Origin of the sequence: Mediterraneibacter torques, from assembly GCF_044591705.1 — a bacterium.
In the GTDB taxonomy this organism is placed as follows: Bacteria; Bacillota; Clostridia; order Lachnospirales; family Lachnospiraceae; genus Mediterraneibacter; species Mediterraneibacter torques.
Window position 1 is genome coordinate 1318763 of the sequence record NZ_CP172594.1, and the last position, 24444, is coordinate 1343206.

Below are 24444 nucleotides of genomic sequence, written 5' to 3' on the forward strand. Positions count from 1 at the left end.
AGAAAATGTAATGTCAGCTTCTGGACTCCGGAAGTGACATCGCAACCGCATAAGCAACCGTTGCGGTGACTGCATTTCCGGCCTGTTTATAAAGCTGTGCATCGGAGTTGACGGCAGAGGCACGGCCAAAAAGCTCATCAGAAAATCCCTGTAAGCGGAAGCACTCCCTCGGAGTCAGCCGTCTGATGCGGCCGCCCCTCATGAGCGTTCCCATCTGCCCGGAACAGTCCAGTGTCTGGGAGCATTCTTTTCCAACCCTTCCCCTTCTTGTCTCACTGTCTGGGTAGGCAAGGTTGATGCCGTCCCCTTCCCGTGCCACTTCATATCCTGCCTTCGTGGCATTTTTCACTTTGACGGAATCCACCTTTTCACAGACATACACACCGTGCCTGTCCTGTGAGGTCAGGGTGAACATCGGCTCTCCATCCTCTTTCATCCTTCTTCCGTTCTGCCGTTTCTCCATCCGCTCCGGTGTAAGCACCGGGTGGACTTCCAGCACGGCTGAGTTCATGGCGGTATGGTTGGTCATCCCGGCTGTGTACCTCGCTGTCAGGCATCTTGCCGTATCCGTGATCTTCGGATCATGGTTGCTCTGGTCGATGAAGTAAAGCCCTGTCTTGGCCCCGACACCGCCCGCATTCCCCACAAGGGTTGCGGAAATGCCGTCCGTCCCATAAACACGGTAGCCCTGCATGCCTCCTATAAGCTGGTTAAGAGCTGCTGCGTTTTCTCCGGTGAGAGGTAATATTTCTCGTCTACCTCTGCTTCTAAGATTTGCGATAATGAACACACGCTCACGGTTCTGCGGGACTCCGAAGTTTTTGGAGTTAAGCACCTGCCACCGACAGTCATACCCTGCTTCGTCCATTTCAGACAGAACTGAGGCAAAATCGAATCCTGCATTGATCGATAACAGGTTCTTAACGTTCTCAACAAGTAGGTATGAGGGTTTAGCACTTTCCTCTTTGCCTTTGAGGAGGTCAATAATGTTGTAATATATTCCACTTCTTTTTCCGACCAGTCCCCGCTGTTTTCCGGCAACGGAGATGTCCTGACATGGGAATCCGAAGCACCAGATGTCTGCATAGGGGACATCTTCGGGTTTAAGTTTTGTGACATCATGAGCTTTCCACTCTCCTTCCGTATCATACATTGCCTCATATGAGGCTCTTGCAAATTTATCATATTCACAGTACCCGATGCATTTATGGCCGGCAGTTTCAAGACCGAGCCTGAAGCCGCCGATGCCGGAACATAAATCAAGGAAGGTCATCTGTTTCATTATACTGCCCTCCCTTGCATAATTGCTGATATGAAATTTTCATATCGTCACGGATGACAAATACATCCGCATCCGAACCGCACTGTTCAATGTAGCGGTTTACGATCACATCCACAAACTTCTCATCCAGTTCGATGCCGTAGCAGATACGGTGTGTCTGTTCACAGGCGATCAGCGTAGAACCGGAACCAAGGAACGGATCAAGCACGATGCAGTTGCTCATGCAGGAGTTCTGGATCGGGTATGCCATAAGCGCCACAGGCTTCATGGTCGGATGGTCCTTGCTTGCCTTCGGACGGTCATATTCCCAGATGGTGGTCTGCTTCCTGTCGGAATACCACTGGTGCTTCCCGCCCTTCTTCCATCCGAACAGACACGGTTCATGCTGCCACTGATACGGGCTTCTTCCAAGAACCAGTGCATTCTTCTTCCAGATGCAGCACCCGGAAAGATAAAATCCGGCATCCTTGAATGCCTTTCTGAAATTCAGCCCCTCCGTATCCGCATGGAATACATAAATGGAAGCATCCTGTTCCATTGACTGTTCCATATTTACAAATGCAGCAAACAGGAACTTATAGAAATCCTCATCCGGCATGTTGTCATTTTTGATCTTGCCGGCCGTTTCCTCAACATTTACATTGTATGGCGGATCAGTCAGGACAAGATTTGCTTTCCGTCCATCCATCAGCCTTTCATATGTTTCCGGCAGAATGGAATCACCGCAGATGACACGGTGCTTTCCAAGCAGCCATACATCCCCTGTCTTTGCCACGGTCGGCTTTGCAAGCTCCGCTTCCACATCGAAGTCATCTTCCGTGATCTTCTTATCATGCACGGAATTAAAAAGCTGTTCGATCTCTGGCGGTTCAAAGCCCGTGATGCCGACATCAAACGCTGAATCCTCAAGGTCTTTGATGAGATCTGCCAGAAGTTCCTTATTCCACTCACCCGTAATTTTATTAAGGGCAACATTGAGTGCCTTTTCCTTGGTCTTGTCAATATCGACCACGATACACTCCACTTCCGTGTACCCGAGGTCTGCAAGGACCGTGGCTCTCTGGTGTCCTCCGATAATGGTCATGTCTGAGTTGATAATGATCGGCTCGACATAACCAAACTCTTTAATGGAGTTCTTGATTTTTTCATATTCCTTATCACCCGGTTTTAACTTCTTCCTCGGATTATAGGAAGCCGGGATAAGGTCTGCTATTTTATAACTCTGAAACTGCATCTTCCATATCCTCCTCTGCTAAAAATCTGTGCCGGAAATAACATTCACGGCCGCAGTATTTTCTGTTCTTGTTTCCATAGGAAATGAAAGGCTTCCCGCACTGCTCACATACAAGCGTGTAGGAAGCCTTCTCGCTTTTCTTCACTGCTTCCGGGTGTGCCTTCCACCATTCCCTTCTGCATTTTTCACAGCAGAACCTTCTCGGTCTGCCAGTCTTCGGCTGCGTGATCGGATTACCGCAGAAGTGGCACACCTCTTTACCGTCCACCATGAGTTTCATATTTTTTGAAACCACCGTGGCGTATCCGGCAAGGTTATGTCTCTTGCAGTAATTCCTTACGATGTCACGGGACAGTCCGATTGCCATTCCGATGGCTTTATATCCCATCCCCTTCATCCGCATCTCATTGATCTGCTTTGCCTGTGCGTCCGTCATCCTTTCCACTCTCCTTCCGGCACACAAAAAAAGACCGGAAAAACAATGTTTTTACACTGTTTTCCAGCCTTAAATAATGCTTTTTTCCTGATTTTCCGGCAAAAAGAAATACCCCTTTTTGCCGTGTTTTAAGTACATTCTGCGAAAATTACCATACCCTTTTTATATCCCCCCTGTTTAATTCTGCGAAAATTCACGCAAAGGGGGCCATCGGTCTTCAGCGGTTCAGACTGTAGAGATTCAGATACCCCCACGGTCTTCCGTCAGAACCGATACTCAGGATTGTTATCTTCGTTCCATGTCTTTTTATCATGACAGGGCTTGCACAGACTCTGCCAGTTCTTCTCGTCCCAGAACAGGACGGGATCGCCACGGTGCGGTCTGATATGATCGACCACAGTTGCTGTCACTGCATGGCCTTCCTTTAAGCACTGAACACACAAAGGATGTGCCTTCAGGTATCTTGCCCTTGCCTTCTGCCACTGCCTGTTGTAACCACGCTTGCTGCTGCTCGCCCTGTCACCACGGTGCAGTGCTTCATGCTCCTCACAGTACAGTCCGTCTGTCAGCTTTGGGCATCCGGGGTGTCTGCACGGCTTCTTTGGTTTCATCGGCATCTGCCATTCCTCCCTTCTATGTACACGGGCGGTGTGAAAGGATTGGAAAGACACCGCCTTACGGCAACATAAAAAGGAGCGTTTCCGCTCCCTTTCTTTTTTGCCATCTTAATCATAGCAGATACAAATTAAAAAGTCAGTAAACCATTAGTGCACCTTTAGTAAACCTCTAGTGCACCTATTCCTTTAATCACTCGGCAGATGCCAGCCATTCTCGCTCTTTACAGGAAATCCATACTCTTTTCCTGCCCACTCCCGCTTACCAATTGCATTATCAATTACTGGAAGTAGATCCCACAAATGACCTCTGGTTTCCATACTAAGTTTTGGATTCAGATATGCCTTCTGAACAGAATCTCTTACATCCTTAAGCTCTTCTAAGTCAGCTTTTTCATACCATTTAGCTGATAGCGGTTTGCCCTTTTCGATTTCATCTTTTAAAGTCAGCCATACATTTGTAATACTATCCTTATTCTTCAGTCCAAGTATCACTGCAATAACTGCTGCAACACTCACCCCCGCTAAAGCAAGCTGGTCTTTATGTTCTTTAACCCACTTAACAAATCCCTTCTTATCATTCTCTATCTCTTCTGGATTCTTCTGTTGTACTTCTTCCATCACCAATACCCCCTGCTATTCTTCTATGTCAACACAATTGCCGTTCTTATCTATTGTTCAAAAAACTGATTTCCAGATAATCTGGACCAAGATAATGATTTCGCAGCCTTGGCCTGTTTGGCATACTTGGCACATTTAGCTGGCTTCGCATATTTAGCTCCTTTGACTGGCTTTACACATTTAACTGGTTTTACTGGTCCAGAGCCAGTTGCATTTTCCGTAAAGAAAACGCAGCAGCCATTTAAATCCCTAATCCAACCATCTTCAAACCAGCCAAATTGATGACCATTAAATCCGTAAACGGCATCACCATATAAATATGCTACTGGTCTTCCATTAAAAAGATAAATATGAATTCCATCATCATGTAAATACGCTATTGCTTTGCCATGTGAATCATAAAAAGTCATAACCATCCTCCTTTTCGAATTCAAATCTGATTAGTTTCAATGTGCTTTTATATATTTTATATTACCATAACGCAAACAAAAAAGGACAGCCGTCTGACTGCCTTAATTGTACTCTGCATATGCGCCTATCTGTATCTGGAGTGCCACTGTAATCTGCTCCATGACCATGTCATCCAGCACTTCCCCGATTCTTTCTCCGAGCCTTGTTTTATCAAGGGTTTCCACCTGTTCCGCCAGTGCCATGCTCGGTTTATTCAGACCGCTGCTTTTCTTCAGTGGAATCTGCACATGGGTCGGGAGATACTTCTTTTTCCACACCCTTGCCGACAGCGGAATGACCGTAACCACAGGTGAATACTTATTTGCCTTATTATTACTTACCACCAGTGCCGGACGAATACCGCCCTGTTCACTTCCGGCCTTCTCTCCAAAATCCACATAATAAATATCTCCACGCTTACACATAAAAACCTCCTATCCGAGGACAAATGCTTCCACCTGTCTGTCCCTCAGTTCATATTGTTTATCCAGTTCCTTCAATGCTGCTTTCCTGTATTTCCCGATCATCGTATGGCTCACATGGTATCTTTCCATCATGATATCCCATGTCATATCCTCATCCAGAAGATCCGTGATAATGCTTCTATGTCTTTCATCCAGTCCGTTCACTGTATGCTCGAAAAAATCCAGTTCTTCCTTCAGGAACATATATCTGTGGAAAAGGAAATCGTACCACTCGTCATTCTCCCGTTCCATTGCTTCCTTATACTTGATCGCTATGTTTGCCGTCTTATCGGAAAGAGTGCTCGTCTGCACCATTTCCCCTTCCTGATGGGAGTAAAGCATGGAATCGATCATGTCCTGTTCGCTCACTCCCTGAAACTGACGGAGCTGGAACTCAGTCACGGTCAGTTCCTTTTTCATGTTCTTATATTCCTTCATCATTACTTCTGCCGTCATCCGTCATACCTCCAATCCTTGCCTTTACTGCTTCTATCATTGCATTCTGTGTAGTATCCTTTTTCTCGATTGCCCGGAGGATATCTTCATCGACTGTTCCTTCTGTCACCAGATGCTCTATGACAACCGTGTGTTTCTGCCCCTGTCTGTAAAGTCTGGCATTCAACTGCTGATACAGTTCGAGGGACCATGTAAGCGAGAACCATATAATGGTTGAACCGCCTTCCTGAAGATTCAGTCCGTGTCCTGCCGATGCCGGATGGATCAGCGCCACCGGGATTTTCCCTTCATTCCAGTCCTCAATATCCTTCTTGGTATTGATATCCCTTGCCGGAAACCGTTTTAATATCCGCTCCCTGTCATGCTTGAACCAGTAGGCAACCAGAAGCGGTTTTCCGTTTGCCGATTCGATCAGGTCTTCCAGTGCATCCAGTTTTCTGTCATGAATGTTACGGACATTGCCGGATTCATCATAGACCGCACCGTTTGCCATCTGCTGGAGCTTGTTGCTTAAGGCTGCTGCATTTACCGCATCGATGTCCTTCCCTTCCCCGTATTCAAGGATCATTTCATCTGCCATCCTGTCATAAAGCCCCTGTTCGGATTCCGACATGGAAACGGACACCCGGTTGCTTACGCATTCCGGCATATCAAGATAATCCACGGCTTTCATGGAAATGCTGATATCGGAGATCAATTCATATATTTTTTCTTCTGCCCCTTCCCTCGGCTTATAGGAAAAAATGATCTCACGATTCCGCTTATCCGGCAGAAAGAACCTGTCACGGTAGCCGCCGATATATCTTCCAAGCCTCTGCCCCATATCAAGGATTCCGATCTCTGCCCATAAGTCCATGAGGTTTCCCGGTGTTCCCGTAAGCCCGACCACACGTTTTGCCATCGGCCTTACTTTTTTCAGGTCTTTAAACCTCTGTGCCTTCGGGGACTTGAAGCTCGACAGCTCATCAATAATGACCATGTCAAAATCAAAAAATATATTTTTTGTCATCCAAGAAACATTGTCCCTTCCGATAATCGTCACATCGGCTCCTGACAGAAGTGCTTCCTTTCTCTGCTCTGCAGTTCCCATTGCCACGGCAAATGTCATGCCGTAAAGATGCTCCCACTTTTTTATCTCTGCCGGCCATGTGGTCTCTGCCACACGCTTCGGTGCTATCACCAAGATCCGTCTTACTTCAAAATAGTCAAACAGCAGATGCCACAGTGCCGTAAGCGTGATAACCGTTTTGCCAAGTCCCATATCAAGGATCAGGCAGCTCACGGGATGTTCGATTATAAAATCTGTCGCATACTGCTGATAATCATGTGCTTTGTATTTCATCAAGGATACCTCCGATCTGTTCGATATTATCAACTACATAAACGGGAAAGCCTAACCTCTCAAGCGTCCTCTTTCTCTTTAGCTGAAGCGGTCTCGGCTTCTTCCCCGGTGCTTTCAGTTCCACAAATGCCATTTTTCCGTCCGGCATCAGGACGATGCGGTCAGGCACTCCATTCATACCGGGTGATACGAACTTCAGTGCCATGCCTTTCCGCTTTTTAGCTTCTTCCCTCAAATGTCTCTCTACTGTACTTTCTAGCAAAACCAGATACCTCCTTTGCCGATTGCGGTTGCCATATGCCTTTAACTCCTATACGCGCATATATACATGAATTGCTCTTTTTATCTTTATTTTTAATTCTCAACTGGATTTAATGGGAAACTAGGAAACTAAGAACCGCAACCCCTTATTTTCCAAGGTGTCAGCACGGTTTCCGACTACCGTTGCCCATCTGCATCTGGGAAACCCCGGAAACCGCCTAACGGGTTTCCTCTGGTTTCTCATCCATCCGCACAAAAGTCTTCTGCACTCCGTAAAGGGGGACTTTGGTCTTGCCCGTGGTATTGGAATCATACTTCTTCCATCCCCCGATCTTATTTAAGATGCCTTCGATTTCATAAGAATCCGCCTTCTTTAAGTTCTGGCGCTCCTTGCCGAAGCACTCCACCCAGATCTCCATGATGCACACACGCTCACGCATGACCGTTCCTTTGACACCGACCGTCTCAAACTCACCGCCTCCGAGGAATGCCCTTCTCTGGTAAATATCCATTGATGCCCAGTTATCCGGCAGCAGTCTGTCAAGGTAGTCCTGCACGATGCCCTCACGATCATCCGACTCCATTGCCTCCTGCTGCATCTTGTATGCTTCCTCTGCCTCCGCACCTTTTAAGAACAGCTCCTCGCCTTCGTTATACAGATGGATCGCTTCTGCCCAGATCTGGTCGACACAGTCAAGCTCCCACGGATGGTGTTTTCCTGTCCCCGGCACATGCACGGGCCAGAATCTTCTGTTGCCCGTAACGTCACGCAGGAATCCACCCTCAGAGTTGGTGCTTCCCACAATAATGCACTTTCTTGGATGGGACTCTACATTGACCCCGTATGCCTGACGGAACTTATCATCCTGACGGGTGACAAAGGACTTCACTACCTCGACTTCCGTCTTGCGGATACCGTTCATCTCGCTGATTTCAAGTATCCAGTTTCCGAGCAGCTTCTCGGCAGCAGTCTTATCCCTCATATCCGAAATAGATAAGGAATCCGAGAACCACTGCTTTCCAAGAATGGCAAAGAAGGTGGATTTTCCCATTCCCTGCGGTCCGTTCAGTACGAGGATGGAGTCGAACTTCACTCCCGGCTTATAGATACGTGCTACCGCAGCCACCAGTGTCTTGCGGATGACCGCCCTTGTGTATGATGAATCTTTCGCACCGAAGTAGTCGATGAGTAGTGTATCGATACGCTCCTGTCCGTCCCAGTGAAGCGTTGCAAAATAATCCTTGATCGGATGGTAGAGCCTGTCGGATGACACCACGGCAAGCAGTGCATCCTTAAACTTGGTCGGTGACCATATTCCGTACACCCTCTCGAAATACACCTTTGCATTCGCAAGGTCGGAATCGTTCCATCCGGGTTTTACCTGTTTCCACGGAAGCGGACCGATGACATCAATGGTATCCTTGAACTCGTTGTACACGATATGCTTGAAATTCTCATCGTTGCGGATGATCAGTGCGATGTTCTGCAGTGTATCCTTGATATTTCCCCTGCGGTCAAGTGCCAGTTTGTTCTGCCAGTCCTCGTCCAGCTCGGTGGAAAATTCCTGTACCGCCAGCTCCTGTCTTTCCTTGGCAAGTGTGTTCTTCACTTCTTCATCTGCAGAAGCAAAATCCTGCATGGCTTTAAAAGATGGGAGTTTTCCCGGCTCTGTCCCTTCGGTTGCCCTTGCATCCTTGTCACCGAATTTATGAAGCCTTACCACATCAAACGCATTCATCAGCTTTCCGCAGCATGGATCTGTTGCATGGTGACTGTATACAAACAGGTCATCATAGACTACGACTCCGGCAGCAGAGTCCGCCGGGATATAGTCATATCTTCCGGGGATCGCCCTTGAATGCCTGTACACATCCGGGATGAATTTGTCGATTGCCTGTGTCACCGTGTATGTGCGGTTAAAGGCCCCAATCAGTCCGTCCTTGGAAAGCGGGTCAGCCTGTTTTTTGATATCCCTCTGCACAACGGATGCCTGACGGTTGCTGACCGGCCACGCTGATACATCATGCCAGTCCTTATAACGGGACAGCACTTCATCAGGATCAACTTCGTTCCCTTCGATCTCCTGAAACACATACTCACCGTCACTGGAAGTACTCGGCCAGTACATAAGTCTTGATGGTTCATAGGTGGAATCATCAAAAAGTTCGATGCCGATATCCGATGCAAGCATACGGCTGACTGCCCCGTACTCATCGGGTGTCACATCCCTTGTCAGGAATATGATGATACGCAGCCTCGGTTTCTCTGGCGTATGCTTATGCGTGGAATACACCACCATCTTCATGTCAAAGAACATTTCCAGTTCATCAATGATGCCCTGTGTTCCGTAATCCATATCAAGCGTGATGGCGGATCTGGAAATCACGCAGTCCTTCTTCCTGCGTCCTCCCTTCAGCTTTCCAAGCACGAAGCCTCCGACATCCTTGATATTGTCCTGCTTTCCTTTCGGCATCTTCCTGTACTGCTCCATTGTTTCCGCAGTATATTTTGTCTTGGACAGACGGCTGACAAAATCTTCATATGTCATACCCGTGCAGTTAAACTTTTTATCCATTCTTGAGTTTCCGATTGATACAAACATGTTTCTGCCTCCTAATCTTTCTTGTAAAACGGACTTTCAAATCCGGCGGCCTTAAGCGGAAGCCCCTCACACCAGTCAGGGCATACCGCCATGATTTCATTTACTTCTTCCACCGAAGATGTCCCCTCCGGCACTTCAAGCACCACTTCATCATGGATGTGGCACACGATATCAAATCCCTTCTTTTCCAGACGGAGCATCGCTTCTGCCAGTACATCCCTTGCGGTTGCCTGAACGATATTCTCACAGAATTTCGCCCCGTAAGATTCGATCCTCGTCCACTTGCGGTTCGTGCCGACACCTTCATAGCTGATGCTCTCCGAACCGAATCGGTTCACAGTCATCCTCGGCCTTACATAGGACAGTACCCGTCCTGACGGCAGTGCAATCTTTAACATCCCGGACTGATAATATACGGTCACCCTTCCGACCGTTGTCATCTTCCGCTCCTTCACGGCTGCCTTTACCGCACCGTCAATTTCATACCAGTAATTCACGATGTGCGGATTTGCTGTCCTCCATGACTGCACCAGCCCTTTCAATTCCTCTTCTTCCACAAAATTAAGTGCTCCCATGCTGACGAGCGCACCGTCCGCACCGCCATATTGACAGGCAAGCGATGCTACCTTTCCTCTTGCACGGTACGGGCTTCCTTTTGTGATTTCTTCAATCGGAATATGGAACATCTTAGATGCCGTCTGTTCATAGATCTTGCCTGCACCACGGAACTCCTCCATGACCCATCCTTCTCCGGCAAGGTATCCCATGACACGGGCCTCGATTGCGGAAAAGTCGCTGACAATAAATCTGCATCCCGGCTTTGCCACGAATGCGGTACGGATCAGTTCCGACAGCACCTCCGGGGTAGAATCATATAAAAGCTCCACAAGGTCATATCTGCCTTCCTTTACGATGGAACGTGACAATTCCAGATCTTCCATGTGGTTCTGCGGAAGGTTGTGGATCTGTACGAGTCTGCCGGCCCATCTTCCTGTACGGTTGGCCCCGTAAAACTGTAATAATCCATGCACCCTTCCATCTGGGCAGACGGAGCGTTCCATTGCCTCATATTTCTTTACCGAGGTTTTTGACATGGAAAGCCTGAGCTTCATCATCTCGGATACTTCCCCTTCCGTTTTCTCCACCAGTTCTTCTACTGCAGCCTTGGCAAGGGAATCCACCTCGATGCCTTTTTCATTCAGCCATTCCTTAAGCTGTGATACACTGTTCGGGTTTTCCAGTCCTGATATCTCATATGCCCTCTTGGATGCTGCTTCCTTATATAAAAGGTCACACGCCACTGCATGGCTGATCAGTTCACGGTCAACCATGATTCCACGGTCATTGATCCTCTGGTCCATACAGTAAAGTTCCTGTTCTCTGTCTGGTATGGGGAATTTTGCCAGCTTGCTTCTGATCTGCTTTTCCACATCCACGTCACGGATGCAGTATGTCTTGAACAGTTCCCACTTCTCCGGTGCATCAGACGGAAGGTTTCTTGTCCTGCCCCCGTTTGCCTTGGTAGGCTTGCACGGCATACAGAAATAGCGGATGAGGTCTTTGCCTTCCGACATCTTTTTCTTATCAAGGTTCAGTGCTTCACCAACACCTTCCAGTGACAACGGGAGCGACAGCATGGATGCCTGAACTGCCGTGCATCTCCATCCTTCCGGCTTTAAGGAAAGCCCGAAGAATCGGTTGATACAGTTACGTTCAAAGGCAGCATTGAATGCTGTTTTTACAACGGAATCATCCATAAGGCATTCCATGATTTCATCCGGTATCGTCTGCCCGGATGCCAGGTCAATGATCTGTGTTGGTTCGTCATTCAGACTGTATGCAAACAAAAGGATCTCGAACTGCTCCGATGCTGCATATCTGTGTACCCCGCAGTCCGGCAGGGACACATCTGAGTATGTTTCAATATCAATTGCAAGTGTGTCCATGCTTCTGTCCCTCCGCTCTTTTCTTTATTTTGTTGATTCCTGTTCTTGCTGCTTCCACATTGCCGGACTTCACCTGTCCCTTGATGGTGCGGTATGTGTTATACGGGATATATTTTTTTATGCTGTTAAGTTCCTTCATCAGTTCTTCCATGAAAGTACATCTCCTTTATGTATCCGGGCGGTGTATGCCACCGCCCTTCCTATGATCTGCTGCTTTGTTTCTATGCGAGGAAATCGTCCTCCGCATCCACTGCCTCGAATTCATCCTTCGCATTGGCTCTGGAACCGAGAGGCTCTCCGTCCCTTAACTTCTGTACATTTCCAAGTCCGGCAGCAATGCCCTTGTTGCCGTTGCTGTTGTAAGCATAAAATGTAATGGATACCCTTCCGTAGCAGCCGGAATATACCTCGCTCTGGTCAAGGATCGGCTGTACCTGTCTGTCCACGATCTGAGGGGCCTGTTTGCTGTTGGCATTTAAGAACATACTGTCCGCATATGCCTCATCCTCCGGTCTGTCGATGTCACCGTCTCTGAGCGGTGTCTTCAGATTTGCCGGGATCTTACCACCCCACTTGCCTTTTCCTTCATCCTTGGCTACCTCAATTGCCTTCTTGATCTTGGCAATAGTCTCCTTATCATTCTTGTCGATGATGCAGGAGACAGAGTACTTCGGTTCGCTTCCATTGATGGAATCCGGCTCCCACAGGTGTGCATAGCTGAGTCTGCAAGGTACGATTACTTTGGTTAAGTTTGCTGTTGTCATAATTTAGTCCTCCTTAAAATCCGCTTCTGCGGTTGCTGTTTTAACTGCTTCTCTTTTATCTGAATCCGGCACCAGTGTGACCTTGCCGTCAGGCTTGTACACCAGTGAACCAAGGATCTCATTAAATTTCTTTTTGCCCATCATCCTTTCCATCTCGGTAATGCCGATCAGGCTCTTTTTGAAGATATCCGTGTATCCGGCTTTCTGTGCTGCCTCTGCCACATCCTTTTCATCCGTATATTTACGGTTACTTCTTCCCAGGACCAGCTTATAGCCCGGCCATTCTTTATGGTTAACTACTGCTTCATTCTGAGCATAGGTGTAAACCTCCTCTGCCCATTTCTTCAGTGCATCGGCCTTGGAAAGGACTTCTGCAATCTCCTCGTCCGACATAAGGACCGGCTCGGCAAATTCCATCTGGGCAAGTTTTAAATACTCCTCTGCCCTTGCACGGCATGTAAATCTTGCCTTGCAGAATCGGCAGTGGTCTCCGGCCTTAAACTCTCCCTCGCCTGAAAGAGCCTTTGCTGCTCTCGGTTCAAGAACATCCTTTCCCCATACAAGCAGCTCCTCGGCTGATATTTCCCAGGTGGAGAAATGCTCGATCCTCGGCTGGACGATGGTAAGCTCCACCGTGTCGATCTCATATAAGAAACCGAGCATGTCCAGGACTCCCAGTCCATAGATCATAAGCTGGACATTCTGTTCTGCATCGACCACCACACCCTTGCCAAGTTTCAGATCGATAATATGGATCTTATGGGAATCGACCACCACCATATCTGCAGTACCGAAACATCCTTTGATTCTGTGTGCCAGGCTGACCTTCAGTTCCACTCCGATGAACGGGTCATCACAATCCTTCCTTACCTGTTCGATCTGGGTGATGTTATATTCCACGTAATCATCCACGGCTTCGAGCAGTTCATCCGAATAATAATCAGATACAGGTCTTTTGGTCCTTCTCTTCAGATATTTATTGATGAGGTACTCTGCCATCGCATGTCCGGCACTCCCCTCTGCTGCGAAGGGAGATTCTTCGTCCGGAAACTGCTCCTCCAACAGTAACGATGGAGGGCATTCCAGACGTCTTTTACCGGACGATGGGGAGAACCTTGCATGTCCGCCCATTAGAGCACCTGCGCTTTCTCATACAATTCCGGCAGTTTCTCATCAGGAACATCTGACAGCTTCTGGAATCCGAACTGCTCAATCAGGTTCTTGACTTCTGATGTCTTTCCTGATCTGGACTTGTCCGCAAGGAAAGCACGGACCGTCTTTCTGTCAACGGCTGTCTCCTTCGGTGCAGCTTCTTCCTTCGGTGTATCTGCCACAGGAGTTTCTTTCTTTTCAGCCTTCTTCACAGGCTTCTCCTCTTTCTTTGGTGTATCTTTCTGTGCTGCAACCATCTTTCTGATTCCTGCAGCAATCTGCTCGTAGCCCTCAGCTACCAATAATAATGCTTCGCTCATGGCGTTCTCTCCTTTCAAATGTGTGCCAGTTTCACATCGCCTGTATACACATCAACTTTGTTTACACTGGACCTGTACTTTCCCTAATCCATCAGAATATGGAACGGGTACTCCTTAACAACGGCTGCTTTTTTCTTCTCTTTTCCACGGGTGACCATAATTCGGTCACCCTGATTCAGTCCGTAAAGGACATTTACTCTTCCTGACATGGCGGATCTCCTATCTCATGAGCTTCTGCCCCTTAATCAGGGAACGGTACTCATCACTGGCACGGTCATCAATCGGAAGCGTTTTGACACAAATCTGTTCAAAATTTCTGTCATAAAGTCTTACAGGTTTCTTCATTTCCTTGGCATGTTCCAGTTCGAATCTCATGCCTTCCGTAATCTCAAAACCGAAAACATAGACCATATCGCATGCATCCATGAGTTCCAGTCCCATTTCAATTCCTGTCATTCTCTCGTTGGGATTCTTCTCATCAAGGAAGGTTGGAAAATAGATATGTGGTGCAACTGGGACGTTCCCAGCTTTGGCAACGATCTTTGCGTAATATGCTGCCTTCTTTTTGTTTTCCTCGATGTTGCCCTGATACGGGCTGCAGATAAAGATTTTCATCATAATAATTCATCCTTTCTCATTCGGCTCTCATGGCCGTGGGGTTCTCGTAAATATAGTTCTTACAAAGCAAAATCACGAAGGATACTGTTCATCACCTCAAGATCGTCACCCTGAAGGGTGCTTTGCAGCTTTTTGAGCAGTTCTTGCTGTTTCGGTTTCAGGTAATTGCGACCGACATAATATCCGTCAGCAACTCTTACACCTCCGCCATATCTTCCACGAACTGTCTCAATCGGGTGAGCGAGAGTTAATTCTTCGATGTCATTTTTTATAGTCCGGACTGATACACCGAATTCTTCGGCAAGATTATCAATCTTGTCCTGTCTTCTCTGGCATAAGACCCTGAGAATCGCCTCACGGCGCTCACTTGGTGTCATACTCTTTTTTGCCATCTCTCGCTCACCTCCTTTCTGTTTCCTTGCTTTGTGACTAAAGAATAATTTTTAAAGGTGCAAACTTTTTGCACGATTAAAAAATAATTTTCAAAAATTTTTTAGACGTATCAAAACTTCATTTTTTATGCCTAATAACTTATTCTCCTCGTAGCTGCCGATTTTTCGTAAAAATATACTCAGAAATGCAGAGAATAAGAGAATATATAAGGTTAGGTATTTTTACATCCAATACTGAACTGAACATCATCGTTCAGAAGAACATCAATACTGCCAAAATCTGTATCGTAGTCAGGCATCTATATACTTGTTCTCCATTTTGTTCCTGAAAATCTTTAATCTTTTGTTCACCGTAATGTAGAAATTTATCTGCGTAATTAACCTAATCCGTCAGCTTTCCTTTTTTAGAAACAAAAAGGCCAACAGACTGTCCATTCAACAGGCTGTTGGCTAAAAAATGGGTGAATTTAAGAAAGCCACTAGAATTCCTGATTTTTTACAGCATTCTACTAACATCCCTGTTTCGTAGGCTACTGTAATATCAGCACATCCTAGTGGCTGTCTTTACAAGCTAGTCCGATTATTAACTTTACTATCCTGCCCATCATAAAACACAGGCATTTTCTTCTTTTCCGATCTGAATCGGAATATCCTCCTTCGTAACCATGCATTTATGAAGCACCACAACACTCCCTGATACTTCGGATTCTGTTTTGCATACAAAACATTTCTTATTATATGGGCATTCCTTGGTGCATCTATGTATTACTCCATCTGCCATGTGTTCTCACCTTCTTTCCACAAATTTACATTTCCCTTTTTCAGGATATTAATCAATGTCGAATTTTAGAACCAAAAAGTATGCATATTTCCTAATATTACTTCATATTTTATTCTGAAACCCATATTATTACTATGTGGGTCAACATTACAATATGTTCCATGAATCAACATAATATTCATATTTTCTTTTGTTCATTTGTTCGCTAACTTGCTAACGCTTAGGTCAAAAAAATATGCGGATCATTCTGTAATCCGCATACTTCAACCTTCTGCTAGTAATTACAAGCCAAATCAAAAGAAATCATGTTAAGAATATCTGTGCTCAGATGCGCCTCTTGTGGAATATATCCAAGCTGTTTCAATCGGTATCCTGCTGCTTCAAATGATACATTAAATATCGAAGCAACTTCTTCTGCCAGGGCATAATGATAAAAAATCTGCTGCAGTCCTGGTCGTTTAAAATTTTCAGCTACCATCCGTACCATTGAAACAGGCATCAGAACTGCAGATGATAATGCATTCGCCTGCCATTCCATCCAATCCCTGTCTGTCCAGCTCTTTGCTGTCCGGCAATCCATCTTTTTTGTATCTACACGACACTGAACCATTGGTGCCGGAGTTTCTCCCATCAGGTCAAACAGCGTTATCTGGTCAGGATCATAGGCAAAATATTCTTTATGCAAAAACTCATGTCCTGCCTCGTGTCCCATCGTAAAACGATATCTGTGTTCCTGATTTTCTTCCAAGAGCGTCTTATCAATTATCACGGTATGTGCTTTTGCACTGATATAGTCCGCACAATTATTCTGCGGATCATACACGGGTACTTTGTCCGTGTCATTGAACACCGTCATACCAAGATAAACACCGCAGTGCGACAGGTACTGAAAGTCCTGATCCATTCCCAGATAATCTTGTGCCAACAAATCGATATCTATTTCCTGTGGAGATTTTAATGCTTCCGGCATAAAATCCCCGACAATATTCTGTCCAATAACATCAATCTCTTTTCTGCTTAACACTGGTGCCCCAGATCTCTTTCTTTTAATTTCAGGTCTATACATATACAGGTTCTTACCCCTTTCGCTTTCTTAGTTCCTCGACAAACTGGTTCCATTCTTCTTCTCCTGCATCCAAGTCCCTTGCCGTCCTCAAAGCTGCACTGACATAGTCCCGTTCCATAATATATTCTGGAAGGTCCGGTGCTACGGCATTTCTCTTCTTTCCAGCAAGGTCAAGCATCTGTGCATTTTCTTCTTTTGATAAATTCAGTATCTGTGCGAGTTGGGTAAGTTTTTCCATATCGAAGGGGTTGCGTCTGTCTTTTTCCACATCAGTCAAAAACGGTGCAGATACCCCTAACATATCAGCCATTTTCCTCAATGTGATTTTCTTTTCAACTCTCTTCTTACTTATAAATTCTCCAAAATTCGCATACATCATAATTTTCACCTTTTCTCTGTTTTCGCTTTTCTTTTCGTTTTCTTCATTTCTTCATTTCATTTTTTATATCGGTGTTCATATATTAGCACGCTCGCTTGTTCGCTAACTTGCTAACTAAAGTATATAAAATATGAAGGGGATTGTCAATCATATTTTTTTGCAAAATTATCCCCTTCCATTCACTTTAGTGTATGTAGTCATATGGAGAACGATATCCCGTCCTTTTTTCTGTTTTTTTATGTATGGAAGAATCCGCATCATCATAGCTTGCAAAAAGCCTGTTGCTTCTCACTTGGATGCCGCCTCTTGTAGCAAACCGGATTATATAAAAGTTTCCGTTCCGCTTAACTATAGTCACTTCACGAATAATCCGATTGCTCTCGACAATATAAGCTGTCGAACCGATTTCAAATGTCATGTAACCATCGCCTCCTACTACTGTGGTCAGTCAAGGGAAAGTGAACCAACCTGATAGTGTTACTCTGCGATATGTATCCTAACGTAGCGATACTTTAATTATAAGAACACTTGTTCGATTTGTCAATAGTCCTATTCTTTGAAATAACACGAAGCATTCTTTTTTGTTTTTACTGTGTATTGTTTTCCTGTACTATCATTCACATAAAAGACTAACGGCTTACTCTTCTCTATATTATCCTCATTAGCTTTCAAAAATAATTGAAATTTATCTTTCTGCCACTGCAGATCTATGGATTCTTCCAAATCCAGTGTTTGTGGCAGCTTTGTATATACCATTTTTTCTATTCCATTCGCATTCACAGGTGGCATTACAATAGCACTTCCCTCTTTAAGATGCACTCCCCATGTACGGATGATAACCTTTCTGTTACCTGTATTAGTAACACTTATCCCGATAAATTTGACTGATTCTCCCGTATTGGGATTATATAATTGAAAATTATCTGAAAAGCCAAGTTTTATAATTTTCTTTTGGCTATATTTTGTTTGCCATAATGCAACCATAACTGCTGCTGTTGTAGCAACAGCACCAAGAGTACCGCCAATTGCACCGAATGCCGTCCAAAACAGATTCCAGTCCATGTTCGTCACACCTCTTTTCTATCTGCTGATTATTATTTCTCATCATTAAATACACTAGCACCACTACCTTACATTACAGATTTAATTTTTGAATATCCGTACGTGTATCCGACAAATAATAATCACATATTTTTTTTCCTGAAATTTTGAGATGCACTGCACCCTATCCCTCAGTGCGATTCACAAAAACAAATTTTTTTACATTCCACTACTATTATCAGTCCATAACTCACACTGGCTAATTACCGTAGTAATTGCAAAATCATAATCTTCTGGTGGATAATCATACTTTTTCAATAGCCGCTTTACCATCTTACGCATTGTCGCTCTAGCTGTTTCTTTTTTCTGCCAATCTATGGTCCTATTCCTTCGAAGCATTTCTGTTAATTCTTTTGTCAGTGCTATAAGCTGATCATTTTTATAAAAATCAGTAATATGCTCTGGTTTAGTAAGAGCATCATAAAAAGCCAGTTCTTCTTGTGTCAAACCAAGCTTCTGACCATTTTTGTACAAATTTGTAATTTCCTCTGCTGTTTTCAGAAGCTCTTTTATAACCTCTTCATTTGTAATCAGCCCATTATAATAGGCATTCATTAACTGGGCGATTTTTTCTGAAAACTTCTGTGACTGAACCACATTTGTTCTCTTATACAGAGATACCTGTTCGGCCATTAACTTTTTCAGAATTTCTACAGCTATATTTTTCTCTTTCATTCGAGAAATTTCATCCAATACTGCCGGGTCAAACAAACTGAAGTTCTCTCCACCTGTCTTACTACTATCAAACAGGTTAATGACTCCCTCACTCTGGACTGCCGCCTTAAGCAATTCATTTATCTGAGCATTAATTTCCTTCAAGGACAGATTTTTACCACCTGTTCCGCCATAAGTGACTTTAATAACTGTAGAACGAACTGCTTCCATGTAAGCGGCTTCATGACGTTCACGTTCCGTAGTCATACTAGAACAAAGCGAATGTGACTGTTTTAGAAGCATAGCCTCTTTTAAAAAAAGATCCTTTCTGTCCGGTGCCTTTGCATCTAATACATAGTTTGCACCACCAGTAATAAGTTTTGCCATTGTAAGTGGAGATCCACCAAAAAATCCGCTGAAATCGAAACCATGTAATAAATCCTTACATACCTGCAGTTTCTCTTGGAATTTTGGATACGCCACCTTTGCAATATTCATATCGCCATATTTAGACTGATCACGCTTCGTATATTCTTTCATTGCAGCCTTTAATGCCGATGCAATTCCAACATAGTCTACGATCAATCCGCCCTCTTTATCTTTAAATACACGATTAACACGAGCGATTGCCTGCATCAAATTATACCCATGCATTGGCTTGTACACATACATGGTAGCCAAAGAAGGAACATCAAATCCTGTGAGCCACATATCTACAACAATGGCTATCTTCATTGGATCATTATTATCTTTGAATTTTCTTGCAAGCTCTTCTTTATGCGACTTAGTTCCGATGATTTCTTTCCATTCTTCCGGATCATTATTACCGCTCGTCATGACCACACCAATTTTCTCTTTCCATGTCGGTCGGATTTTTAAAATCTGGTGATATATTTTCATAGCAATCGGTCTGGAATACGCTACGATCATTGCTTTTCCTGTCAGCAGATTTGCCCTATATTTTTCATAATGTTCCACGATATCATCACATAAAGATATAATTGTGGAATCTGCTCCCAGAACACTTTCCATCTGTCCGAGCATTTTTTTACTCTTTTCTATTGTGGCACTATCTGACTGCTGTTCCAATATATCATATGTAGAATCTATAAGAGCTAACGTATTCTGATCCAATTTCAAATGCACAACACGACTTTCATAATAAACTGGACGGGTTGCTCCATCTTCCACTGCCTGTGTCATATCATATACATCAATATACTCACCAAACACTTCACGAGTATTCCGATCTTTTGCAGAAATAGGTGTACCTGTGAATCCAATGAAAGTGGCATTCGGTAATGCATCATGGATAATTCTGGCATTTCCAATTACTGTATGTGCCTCTTTTTCTCCATCTTCATTTTTCGATATGACAATTTTTTCATCAAATCCATATTGTCCTCGATGTGCCTCATCTGCCATAACCACAATATTCCTGCGTTCTGACAAAGGCTTCTCCCCACGCTCAAATTTAAACATAGTGGTAAAGATAATTCCATTCGCACTTCTACCATCCAGTAATGCTTTTAAATGTTCCTTACTTTCTGCTTGAACTGGAGTCTGCCTTAAAAAATCTGCACATTGGGAAAACTGTAAATATAACTGATCGTCCAGATCAATCCGGTCTGTCATAACTACAACCGTCGGACTATCCAGAGCATCCTGCAATAAATGCGCATAAAATACCATCGACAATGATTTTCCAGATCCTTGTGTATGCCAGAACACGCCACCTTTTCCATCTGTTTTTGTTGCTACTTTCGCTTTTTCAATAGCCTTACGAACTGCAAAATACTGGTGATATCCCGCCAGAACCTTAAATCTTCCCTGACCACTACCTGAAAAAAGGATAAAATTCTTCAAAATATCTAACAGACGATCTTTCTGAAACATTCCTTCATAAAATACATCGAATTGAGCATATGCTGTTTCTTCATAGTTTCCATCCTTTGTTTTCCATTCCATAAATCGATCCAAGCCAGAAGTAATTGTTCCTGCTTTATTTGTAGAAAGATCACTGATAACGCATATTGCATTATAATAAAACATAGACGGAATATCCTGCATATAATTGCGAATCTGATTATATGCATTTTCTGCACCCACTTCATCCTTTGCTGGACTTTTTAATTCCATAAGCACTAATGGGAGACCATTAATAAACAAAATTATATCCGGTCTACGATTGTTACCATTCTCCAGAAATGTAAATTGATTTACCACATAAAAAGTATTGTTCTTTTCTTTTTCATAATCCACCAACCGAACAATTGAAGACTGTTCCTCGCCTTTTACAAAAAATTTTACAGTAATACCATTCTGCAGATAATCCATAAAGGTAATGTTTTTCTGCAATAAACTTCCTGTATCAAAATTTTTCAGCTTTGCTATCGCTTCTTCAATCGCATCTAACGGCAAGCCACGGTTAATACGCACCAAGCTATCCCGAAGAACAGAATCCAGAAGCGGGCTAGTATAATCTCTATCATAATCTGGTGCATACAAATGCTCGTACCCCATATTCTCAAACAGTTCAATAATGGCCTGTTCATAAGTGTCTTCTGTAAACAAACTCGGCATAATGGACCTCCTTTTTATACCAATTTAAGCTGCTTCTTTATCTGCTTTTCTATTTTTTCCTCTGCTACTGTATCATATGCTTTTTTAAGATTTTCCAATGCATGATAAAGATTCTCCCTATATTTTTCTTCTGAAAACAGTTTTTCCGCTTCCTCTATCGTCATTGGGTGTTTTTCATTTTCTTTCTGCATTTTATCAATAATAATCTGATATTCATACATTACAGCCAAAGCAACCTCATAGTTTCTTAAAAAATTGCTGTATGCTGATGCTGCTTCTCCATTAAAAATCAAATCAATTTCTGCCGCTGTAATTCTAATTTCTTCTCTTTTTCGCAAAAATTCTTTGTGAAAAGGCTGCTCTAACGGATGTTCAATAGCGTCTGCCTGATTCTCCATATAAGTATTATTGGTAAGCCATATAAAAATATAATCATTGGCAAACTGCGATATTTGTTCTCTTTTCGGAGAAAGCCACATATAATTATCCTTGCAAAGAGCGATAAGTCCATTTGTTAACATGTATGCTTCCATTCTGCGGTCAAATAACTGGTGTTTATTACTAAGACTTATTTGGCGAATAGATAAAACTAATGCCAATGTAGCCGTTAAAGCCGTAATCACAGAACACCAAAAATTCCAGTCTTTTAGCATATAAAATTCTCCCCTCAAATATTAAATGAGAATTTATATGTTCAAGCGCAAGCGATCAAAAAACAATGGGTTGCCACAAACGAAGATGGGTACCAATTGCTGCCACTTGCTGATGTTGCTACAATCAATCCTGACACATACTCTCCGAAAGAAGCATGGAGGTATGTTAATTATCTTGATACAAGCAGCATTACTAATGGAGTTATAGCGAATATTCAAAGGATTGTTCCTTCAAACGAAAAACTACCAAGTAGGGCAAGACGAAAAGTCGTAGCAGGAGATGTCCTGTTCTCAACAGTGCGTCCTAATCAAAATCACTTTGGTATTATCAGCGATCCATTGCCAAACATGCTTGCGTCCACTGGCTTTGCGGTTATAAGAAGCAAAAACTTCTTGGTGTGTAATGAGTTAATATATCTGTGTATAACAGAAAGGAATTTTGTTGAGAAAATGCAGCAGTTAGCAGAACAAAGCACCTCGACTTTTCCATCAATAAAACCATCAGACTTAGAAACTTGTCAAATACCTTGTCCTAAAGATGAAAATTCCGCTGCATTTACCAATACGCTAAAGTACTTATTTGACCTCATTGCCATAAACATACATGAAAATAATTCTTTGGCTGCTATGCGGGATACATTACTTCCCAAGTTGATGTCCGGCGAAATCGACATCTCAGCCATCAATCTTTAAGCCGCTAAATTCTCATTTACCCTTCTGTTATTTTTGATTTTTTCATCTATCATTTTCAATACAGATGATATTTGTTTTTGTTTTTCTATTGGTGGAAGTAAAAACTCATACTCTCTCATTTGCTTCAATGATATATTTTTTATTGTTGTTCCAGTAGCGCTATGTTCAAGGTACTGTCTAAACATCGGAGAAGAAACAACATAATAAATAAAATCTTTATCGACAAACTCCTTCACATTAAAGTAGCAAGCACTTTTACCTAAGATGATTTTCTCCGAATTATACATACCCACATTTCCCAATGTACCATTTATAGACACTAACAAAGTCCTATTTGTTAATGGTTTCTTATATTTCTCATACTGGCTATAATCTACCATTTTTGTATCTTTCTTAATTAAAATCTCACCATTTACAAGGTTGTTGCCATTTATAAATGCATATTCTCCACCATCTGTATATTTAGGTGTGCCATGAAGACCATCTCCCAATATATCTGTACATTTTTCCAACGTGGTTTTTTCCCACTCTGCCATGCTTCCACCTTCCTATCTAACCTATATATTTCCTATGCGCTTGTTTGACATTACTCTGTTTGACCATTGCGTACTGCAAGGTCGTATCTATTCGCTTATGCCCTAAGAGCTGTTGCAATTGCTCAATTGGCATTCCTTTATCTATCGCCATTGTTGCAAGTGTTCTTCTGAATTTATGCGGATGGACTTTTTCTATTTCTAAAACTTTTCCCATTTCTCGCAAACGAGATTCTATACCACCAATTGTTATTCTTGCATGTGGATACCTCAGTGTTACAAAAAGAGCCGGATTTTCATCACTCCTACTGTCAATGTAATTCTTCAGGTGGATCTTTGTCCTTGCATCAAAGTAAACAACTCGCTCCTTATCTCCTTTGCCGAATACAACGCATTCACGCTCATTGAAATTAATATCTGTCTTATTCAGTAGTACCATTTCTCCAACACGCATTCCTGTTGACGCCAACATATCAACAATCGCAAGATCTCGAAGTTCTGTGCAATTATCACGCATCTTCTCCAGTTCCTCATCAGTGTACGTTTCTTTGATGTTGGTAGCTGTCTTCACCTTATGGATCCGACGCACTGGACTTTTCAAAATATGATCCTCATCCTCTAACCATGAGAAAAAACTGGATAAAATTCTACGAATATTATCAATCGTCACACGACTTGAACCATGTTTCTCCTGATAGTTTGTAAGGTAAGCCCTGAGATCATCCGTCTGCATATGGCGCACACCTTTATCTATGGCTTCTGTCATTGCCTCTATCGTAGTTCGGTAATATTTCAGCGTTTTCTCTGAACATCCTTCAATTCGTTTTGCATACACAAAAGCGTCAATCAAATTTTGGCTATCGTCTTCCGTTTCTTTGACCTTGTTGGAAATCTCATAGTCATAAAACGAATGTTCCAAGACCGCCTGTAATTTTTGTAACTGTGCATTATTGAGATATGGCAACATCTGTTGCACAATCTCTTCCATAATTTTTTGTTTCATAATTCGTTCTCCTTATATTTATTTCCAGAGAACGAATCAACGG

General features: G+C 43.5%; 29 protein-coding genes. 1 reads left to right on the forward strand and 28 read right to left on the reverse strand.

Going from position 1 to position 24444, the window contains the following annotated elements; genetic code table 11:
* Positions 1-13: 13 nt before the first annotated feature.
* The 26 genes from ACH9UM_RS06120 to ACH9UM_RS06245 all read right to left on the reverse strand — a co-directional run bounded on the left by ACH9UM_RS06120 (position 14) and on the right by ACH9UM_RS06245 (position 22172).
* On the reverse strand, positions 14-1282 hold the full coding sequence (locus ACH9UM_RS06120) for a DNA cytosine methyltransferase (protein WP_306776010.1): 1269 nt from the start codon (positions 1280-1282) through the stop codon (positions 14-16).
* Positions 1260-2516 carry a site-specific DNA-methyltransferase gene (locus ACH9UM_RS06125; protein WP_004843271.1) on the reverse strand — a complete coding sequence of 419 codons (1257 nt, stop codon included), beginning with the start codon at positions 2514-2516 and terminating at the stop codon, positions 1260-1262. The genes ACH9UM_RS06120 and ACH9UM_RS06125 overlap by 23 nt, the downstream gene beginning before the upstream one ends.
* Positions 2497-2952, reverse strand: a complete 456-nt coding sequence (locus tag ACH9UM_RS06130; protein ID WP_004843272.1) for a hypothetical protein — start codon at positions 2950-2952, stop codon at positions 2497-2499. Before ACH9UM_RS06130 ends, ACH9UM_RS06125 begins: the two co-directional genes overlap by 20 nt.
* 263 nt (positions 2953-3215) lie before the next feature.
* Positions 3216-3569 (reverse strand): HNH endonuclease, encoded by a 354-nt coding sequence (locus ACH9UM_RS06135; protein WP_004843274.1) that lies wholly within the window; start codon positions 3567-3569, stop codon positions 3216-3218.
* Positions 3570-3755: 186 nt separating this feature from the next.
* The gene (locus tag ACH9UM_RS06140; protein ID WP_400092265.1) at positions 3756-4187 is read right to left on the reverse strand and encodes a hypothetical protein; all 432 of its coding nucleotides are present in this window, start codon (positions 4185-4187) and stop codon (positions 3756-3758) included.
* 50 nt (positions 4188-4237) lie between these two features.
* On the reverse strand, positions 4238-4597 hold the full coding sequence (locus ACH9UM_RS06145) for a 4-fold beta flower protein (RefSeq protein ID WP_055289986.1): 360 nt from the start codon (positions 4595-4597) through the stop codon (positions 4238-4240).
* 102 nt (positions 4598-4699) lie between these two features.
* Positions 4700-5062, reverse strand: a complete 363-nt coding sequence (locus ACH9UM_RS06150) for a type II toxin-antitoxin system PemK/MazF family toxin (RefSeq protein WP_400092268.1) — start codon at positions 5060-5062, stop codon at positions 4700-4702.
* A 9-nt stretch (positions 5063-5071) separates the two neighbouring features.
* Positions 5072-5542, reverse strand: coding sequence for a hypothetical protein (locus ACH9UM_RS06155; RefSeq protein WP_400092412.1), 471 nt, complete (start codon positions 5540-5542; stop codon positions 5072-5074).
* Positions 5526-6899: an SNF2-related protein gene (locus tag ACH9UM_RS06160; RefSeq protein ID WP_400092270.1), complete on the reverse strand. Its 1374-nt coding sequence runs from the start codon at positions 6897-6899 to the stop codon at positions 5526-5528. Before ACH9UM_RS06160 ends, ACH9UM_RS06155 begins: the two co-directional genes overlap by 17 nt.
* A complete protein-coding gene (locus tag ACH9UM_RS06165; protein ID WP_400092272.1) occupies positions 6880-7161 on the reverse strand; it encodes a VRR-NUC domain-containing protein in 282 nt (93 codons plus the stop codon). The genes ACH9UM_RS06160 and ACH9UM_RS06165 overlap by 20 nt, the downstream gene beginning before the upstream one ends.
* Positions 7162-7378: 217 nt before the next feature.
* Complete coding sequence (locus tag ACH9UM_RS06170; RefSeq protein ID WP_400092414.1) at positions 7379-9736, reverse strand: VapE domain-containing protein; 2358 nt, start codon at positions 9734-9736, stop codon at positions 7379-7381.
* A 38-nt stretch (positions 9737-9774) separates the two neighbouring features.
* A complete protein-coding gene (locus ACH9UM_RS06175) occupies positions 9775-11709 on the reverse strand; it encodes a DNA polymerase (protein WP_400092275.1) in 1935 nt (644 codons plus the stop codon).
* Positions 11690-11860 carry a hypothetical protein gene (locus tag ACH9UM_RS06180; RefSeq protein WP_400092278.1) on the reverse strand — a complete coding sequence of 57 codons (171 nt, stop codon included), beginning with the start codon at positions 11858-11860 and terminating at the stop codon, positions 11690-11692. Before ACH9UM_RS06180 ends, ACH9UM_RS06175 begins: the two co-directional genes overlap by 20 nt.
* A 70-nt stretch (positions 11861-11930) precedes the next feature.
* Positions 11931-12473: a DUF2815 family protein gene (locus ACH9UM_RS06185; protein ID WP_004843285.1), complete on the reverse strand. Its 543-nt coding sequence runs from the start codon at positions 12471-12473 to the stop codon at positions 11931-11933.
* Positions 12474-12476: 3 nt separating this feature from the next.
* Positions 12477-13604 carry a DUF2800 domain-containing protein gene (locus ACH9UM_RS06190; RefSeq protein WP_400092281.1) on the reverse strand — a complete coding sequence of 376 codons (1128 nt, stop codon included), beginning with the start codon at positions 13602-13604 and terminating at the stop codon, positions 12477-12479.
* Positions 13604-13945, reverse strand: a complete 342-nt coding sequence (locus ACH9UM_RS06195; RefSeq protein WP_288702776.1) for a hypothetical protein — start codon at positions 13943-13945, stop codon at positions 13604-13606. Before ACH9UM_RS06195 ends, ACH9UM_RS06190 begins: the two co-directional genes overlap by 1 nt.
* Positions 13946-14028: 83 nt before the next feature.
* Entirely contained in the window at positions 14029-14154 is a 126-nt protein-coding gene (locus tag ACH9UM_RS06200; RefSeq protein ID WP_400092283.1) for a hypothetical protein, read from the reverse strand.
* A gap of 10 nt (positions 14155-14164) precedes the next feature.
* Complete coding sequence (locus tag ACH9UM_RS06205; RefSeq protein WP_400092286.1) at positions 14165-14563, reverse strand: DUF4406 domain-containing protein; 399 nt, start codon at positions 14561-14563, stop codon at positions 14165-14167.
* Positions 14564-14622: 59 nt separating this feature from the next.
* Positions 14623-14955, reverse strand: coding sequence for an HTH domain-containing protein (locus ACH9UM_RS06210; RefSeq protein WP_400092289.1), 333 nt, complete (start codon positions 14953-14955; stop codon positions 14623-14625).
* Positions 14956-15559: 604 nt separating this feature from the next.
* Complete coding sequence (locus ACH9UM_RS06215) at positions 15560-15736, reverse strand: hypothetical protein (RefSeq protein ID WP_337461307.1); 177 nt, start codon at positions 15734-15736, stop codon at positions 15560-15562.
* 274 nt (positions 15737-16010) lie between these two features.
* A complete protein-coding gene (locus tag ACH9UM_RS06220; protein WP_242853588.1) occupies positions 16011-16760 on the reverse strand; it encodes an ImmA/IrrE family metallo-endopeptidase in 750 nt (249 codons plus the stop codon).
* Between the two features lie 52 nt (positions 16761-16812).
* On the reverse strand, positions 16813-17181 hold the full coding sequence (locus ACH9UM_RS06225) for a helix-turn-helix domain-containing protein (protein WP_044997959.1): 369 nt from the start codon (positions 17179-17181) through the stop codon (positions 16813-16815).
* Positions 17182-17365: 184 nt separating this feature from the next.
* Entirely contained in the window at positions 17366-17599 is a 234-nt protein-coding gene (locus ACH9UM_RS06230; RefSeq protein WP_400092293.1) for a hypothetical protein, read from the reverse strand.
* Between the two features lie 131 nt (positions 17600-17730).
* Entirely contained in the window at positions 17731-18243 is a 513-nt protein-coding gene (locus ACH9UM_RS06235) for a hypothetical protein (RefSeq protein ID WP_400092295.1), read from the reverse strand.
* A 198-nt stretch (positions 18244-18441) separates the two neighbouring features.
* Positions 18442-21519, reverse strand: coding sequence for a type I restriction endonuclease subunit R (locus ACH9UM_RS06240; RefSeq protein WP_400092298.1), 3078 nt, complete (start codon positions 21517-21519; stop codon positions 18442-18444).
* A gap of 14 nt (positions 21520-21533) precedes the next feature.
* Positions 21534-22172, reverse strand: coding sequence for a hypothetical protein (locus tag ACH9UM_RS06245; protein ID WP_400092301.1), 639 nt, complete (start codon positions 22170-22172; stop codon positions 21534-21536).
* A gap of 96 nt (positions 22173-22268) precedes the next feature.
* Here ACH9UM_RS06245 and ACH9UM_RS06250 point away from each other — a divergent pair, with 96 nt between their 5' ends.
* Positions 22269-22865 (forward strand): restriction endonuclease subunit S, encoded by a 597-nt coding sequence (locus tag ACH9UM_RS06250; RefSeq protein WP_400092303.1) that lies wholly within the window; start codon positions 22269-22271, stop codon positions 22863-22865.
* Here the strand turns inward: ACH9UM_RS06250 and ACH9UM_RS06255 are convergent.
* Complete coding sequence (locus ACH9UM_RS06255; protein ID WP_400092306.1) at positions 22862-23401, reverse strand: restriction endonuclease subunit S; 540 nt, start codon at positions 23399-23401, stop codon at positions 22862-22864. The two genes, ACH9UM_RS06250 and ACH9UM_RS06255, sit on opposite strands and share 4 nt — an antisense overlap.
* Before the next feature lie 16 nt (positions 23402-23417).
* The gene (xerA, locus tag ACH9UM_RS06260) at positions 23418-24401 is read right to left on the reverse strand and encodes a site-specific tyrosine recombinase/integron integrase (protein ID WP_400092308.1); all 984 of its coding nucleotides are present in this window, start codon (positions 24399-24401) and stop codon (positions 23418-23420) included.
* Positions 24402-24444 lie beyond the last annotated feature (43 nt).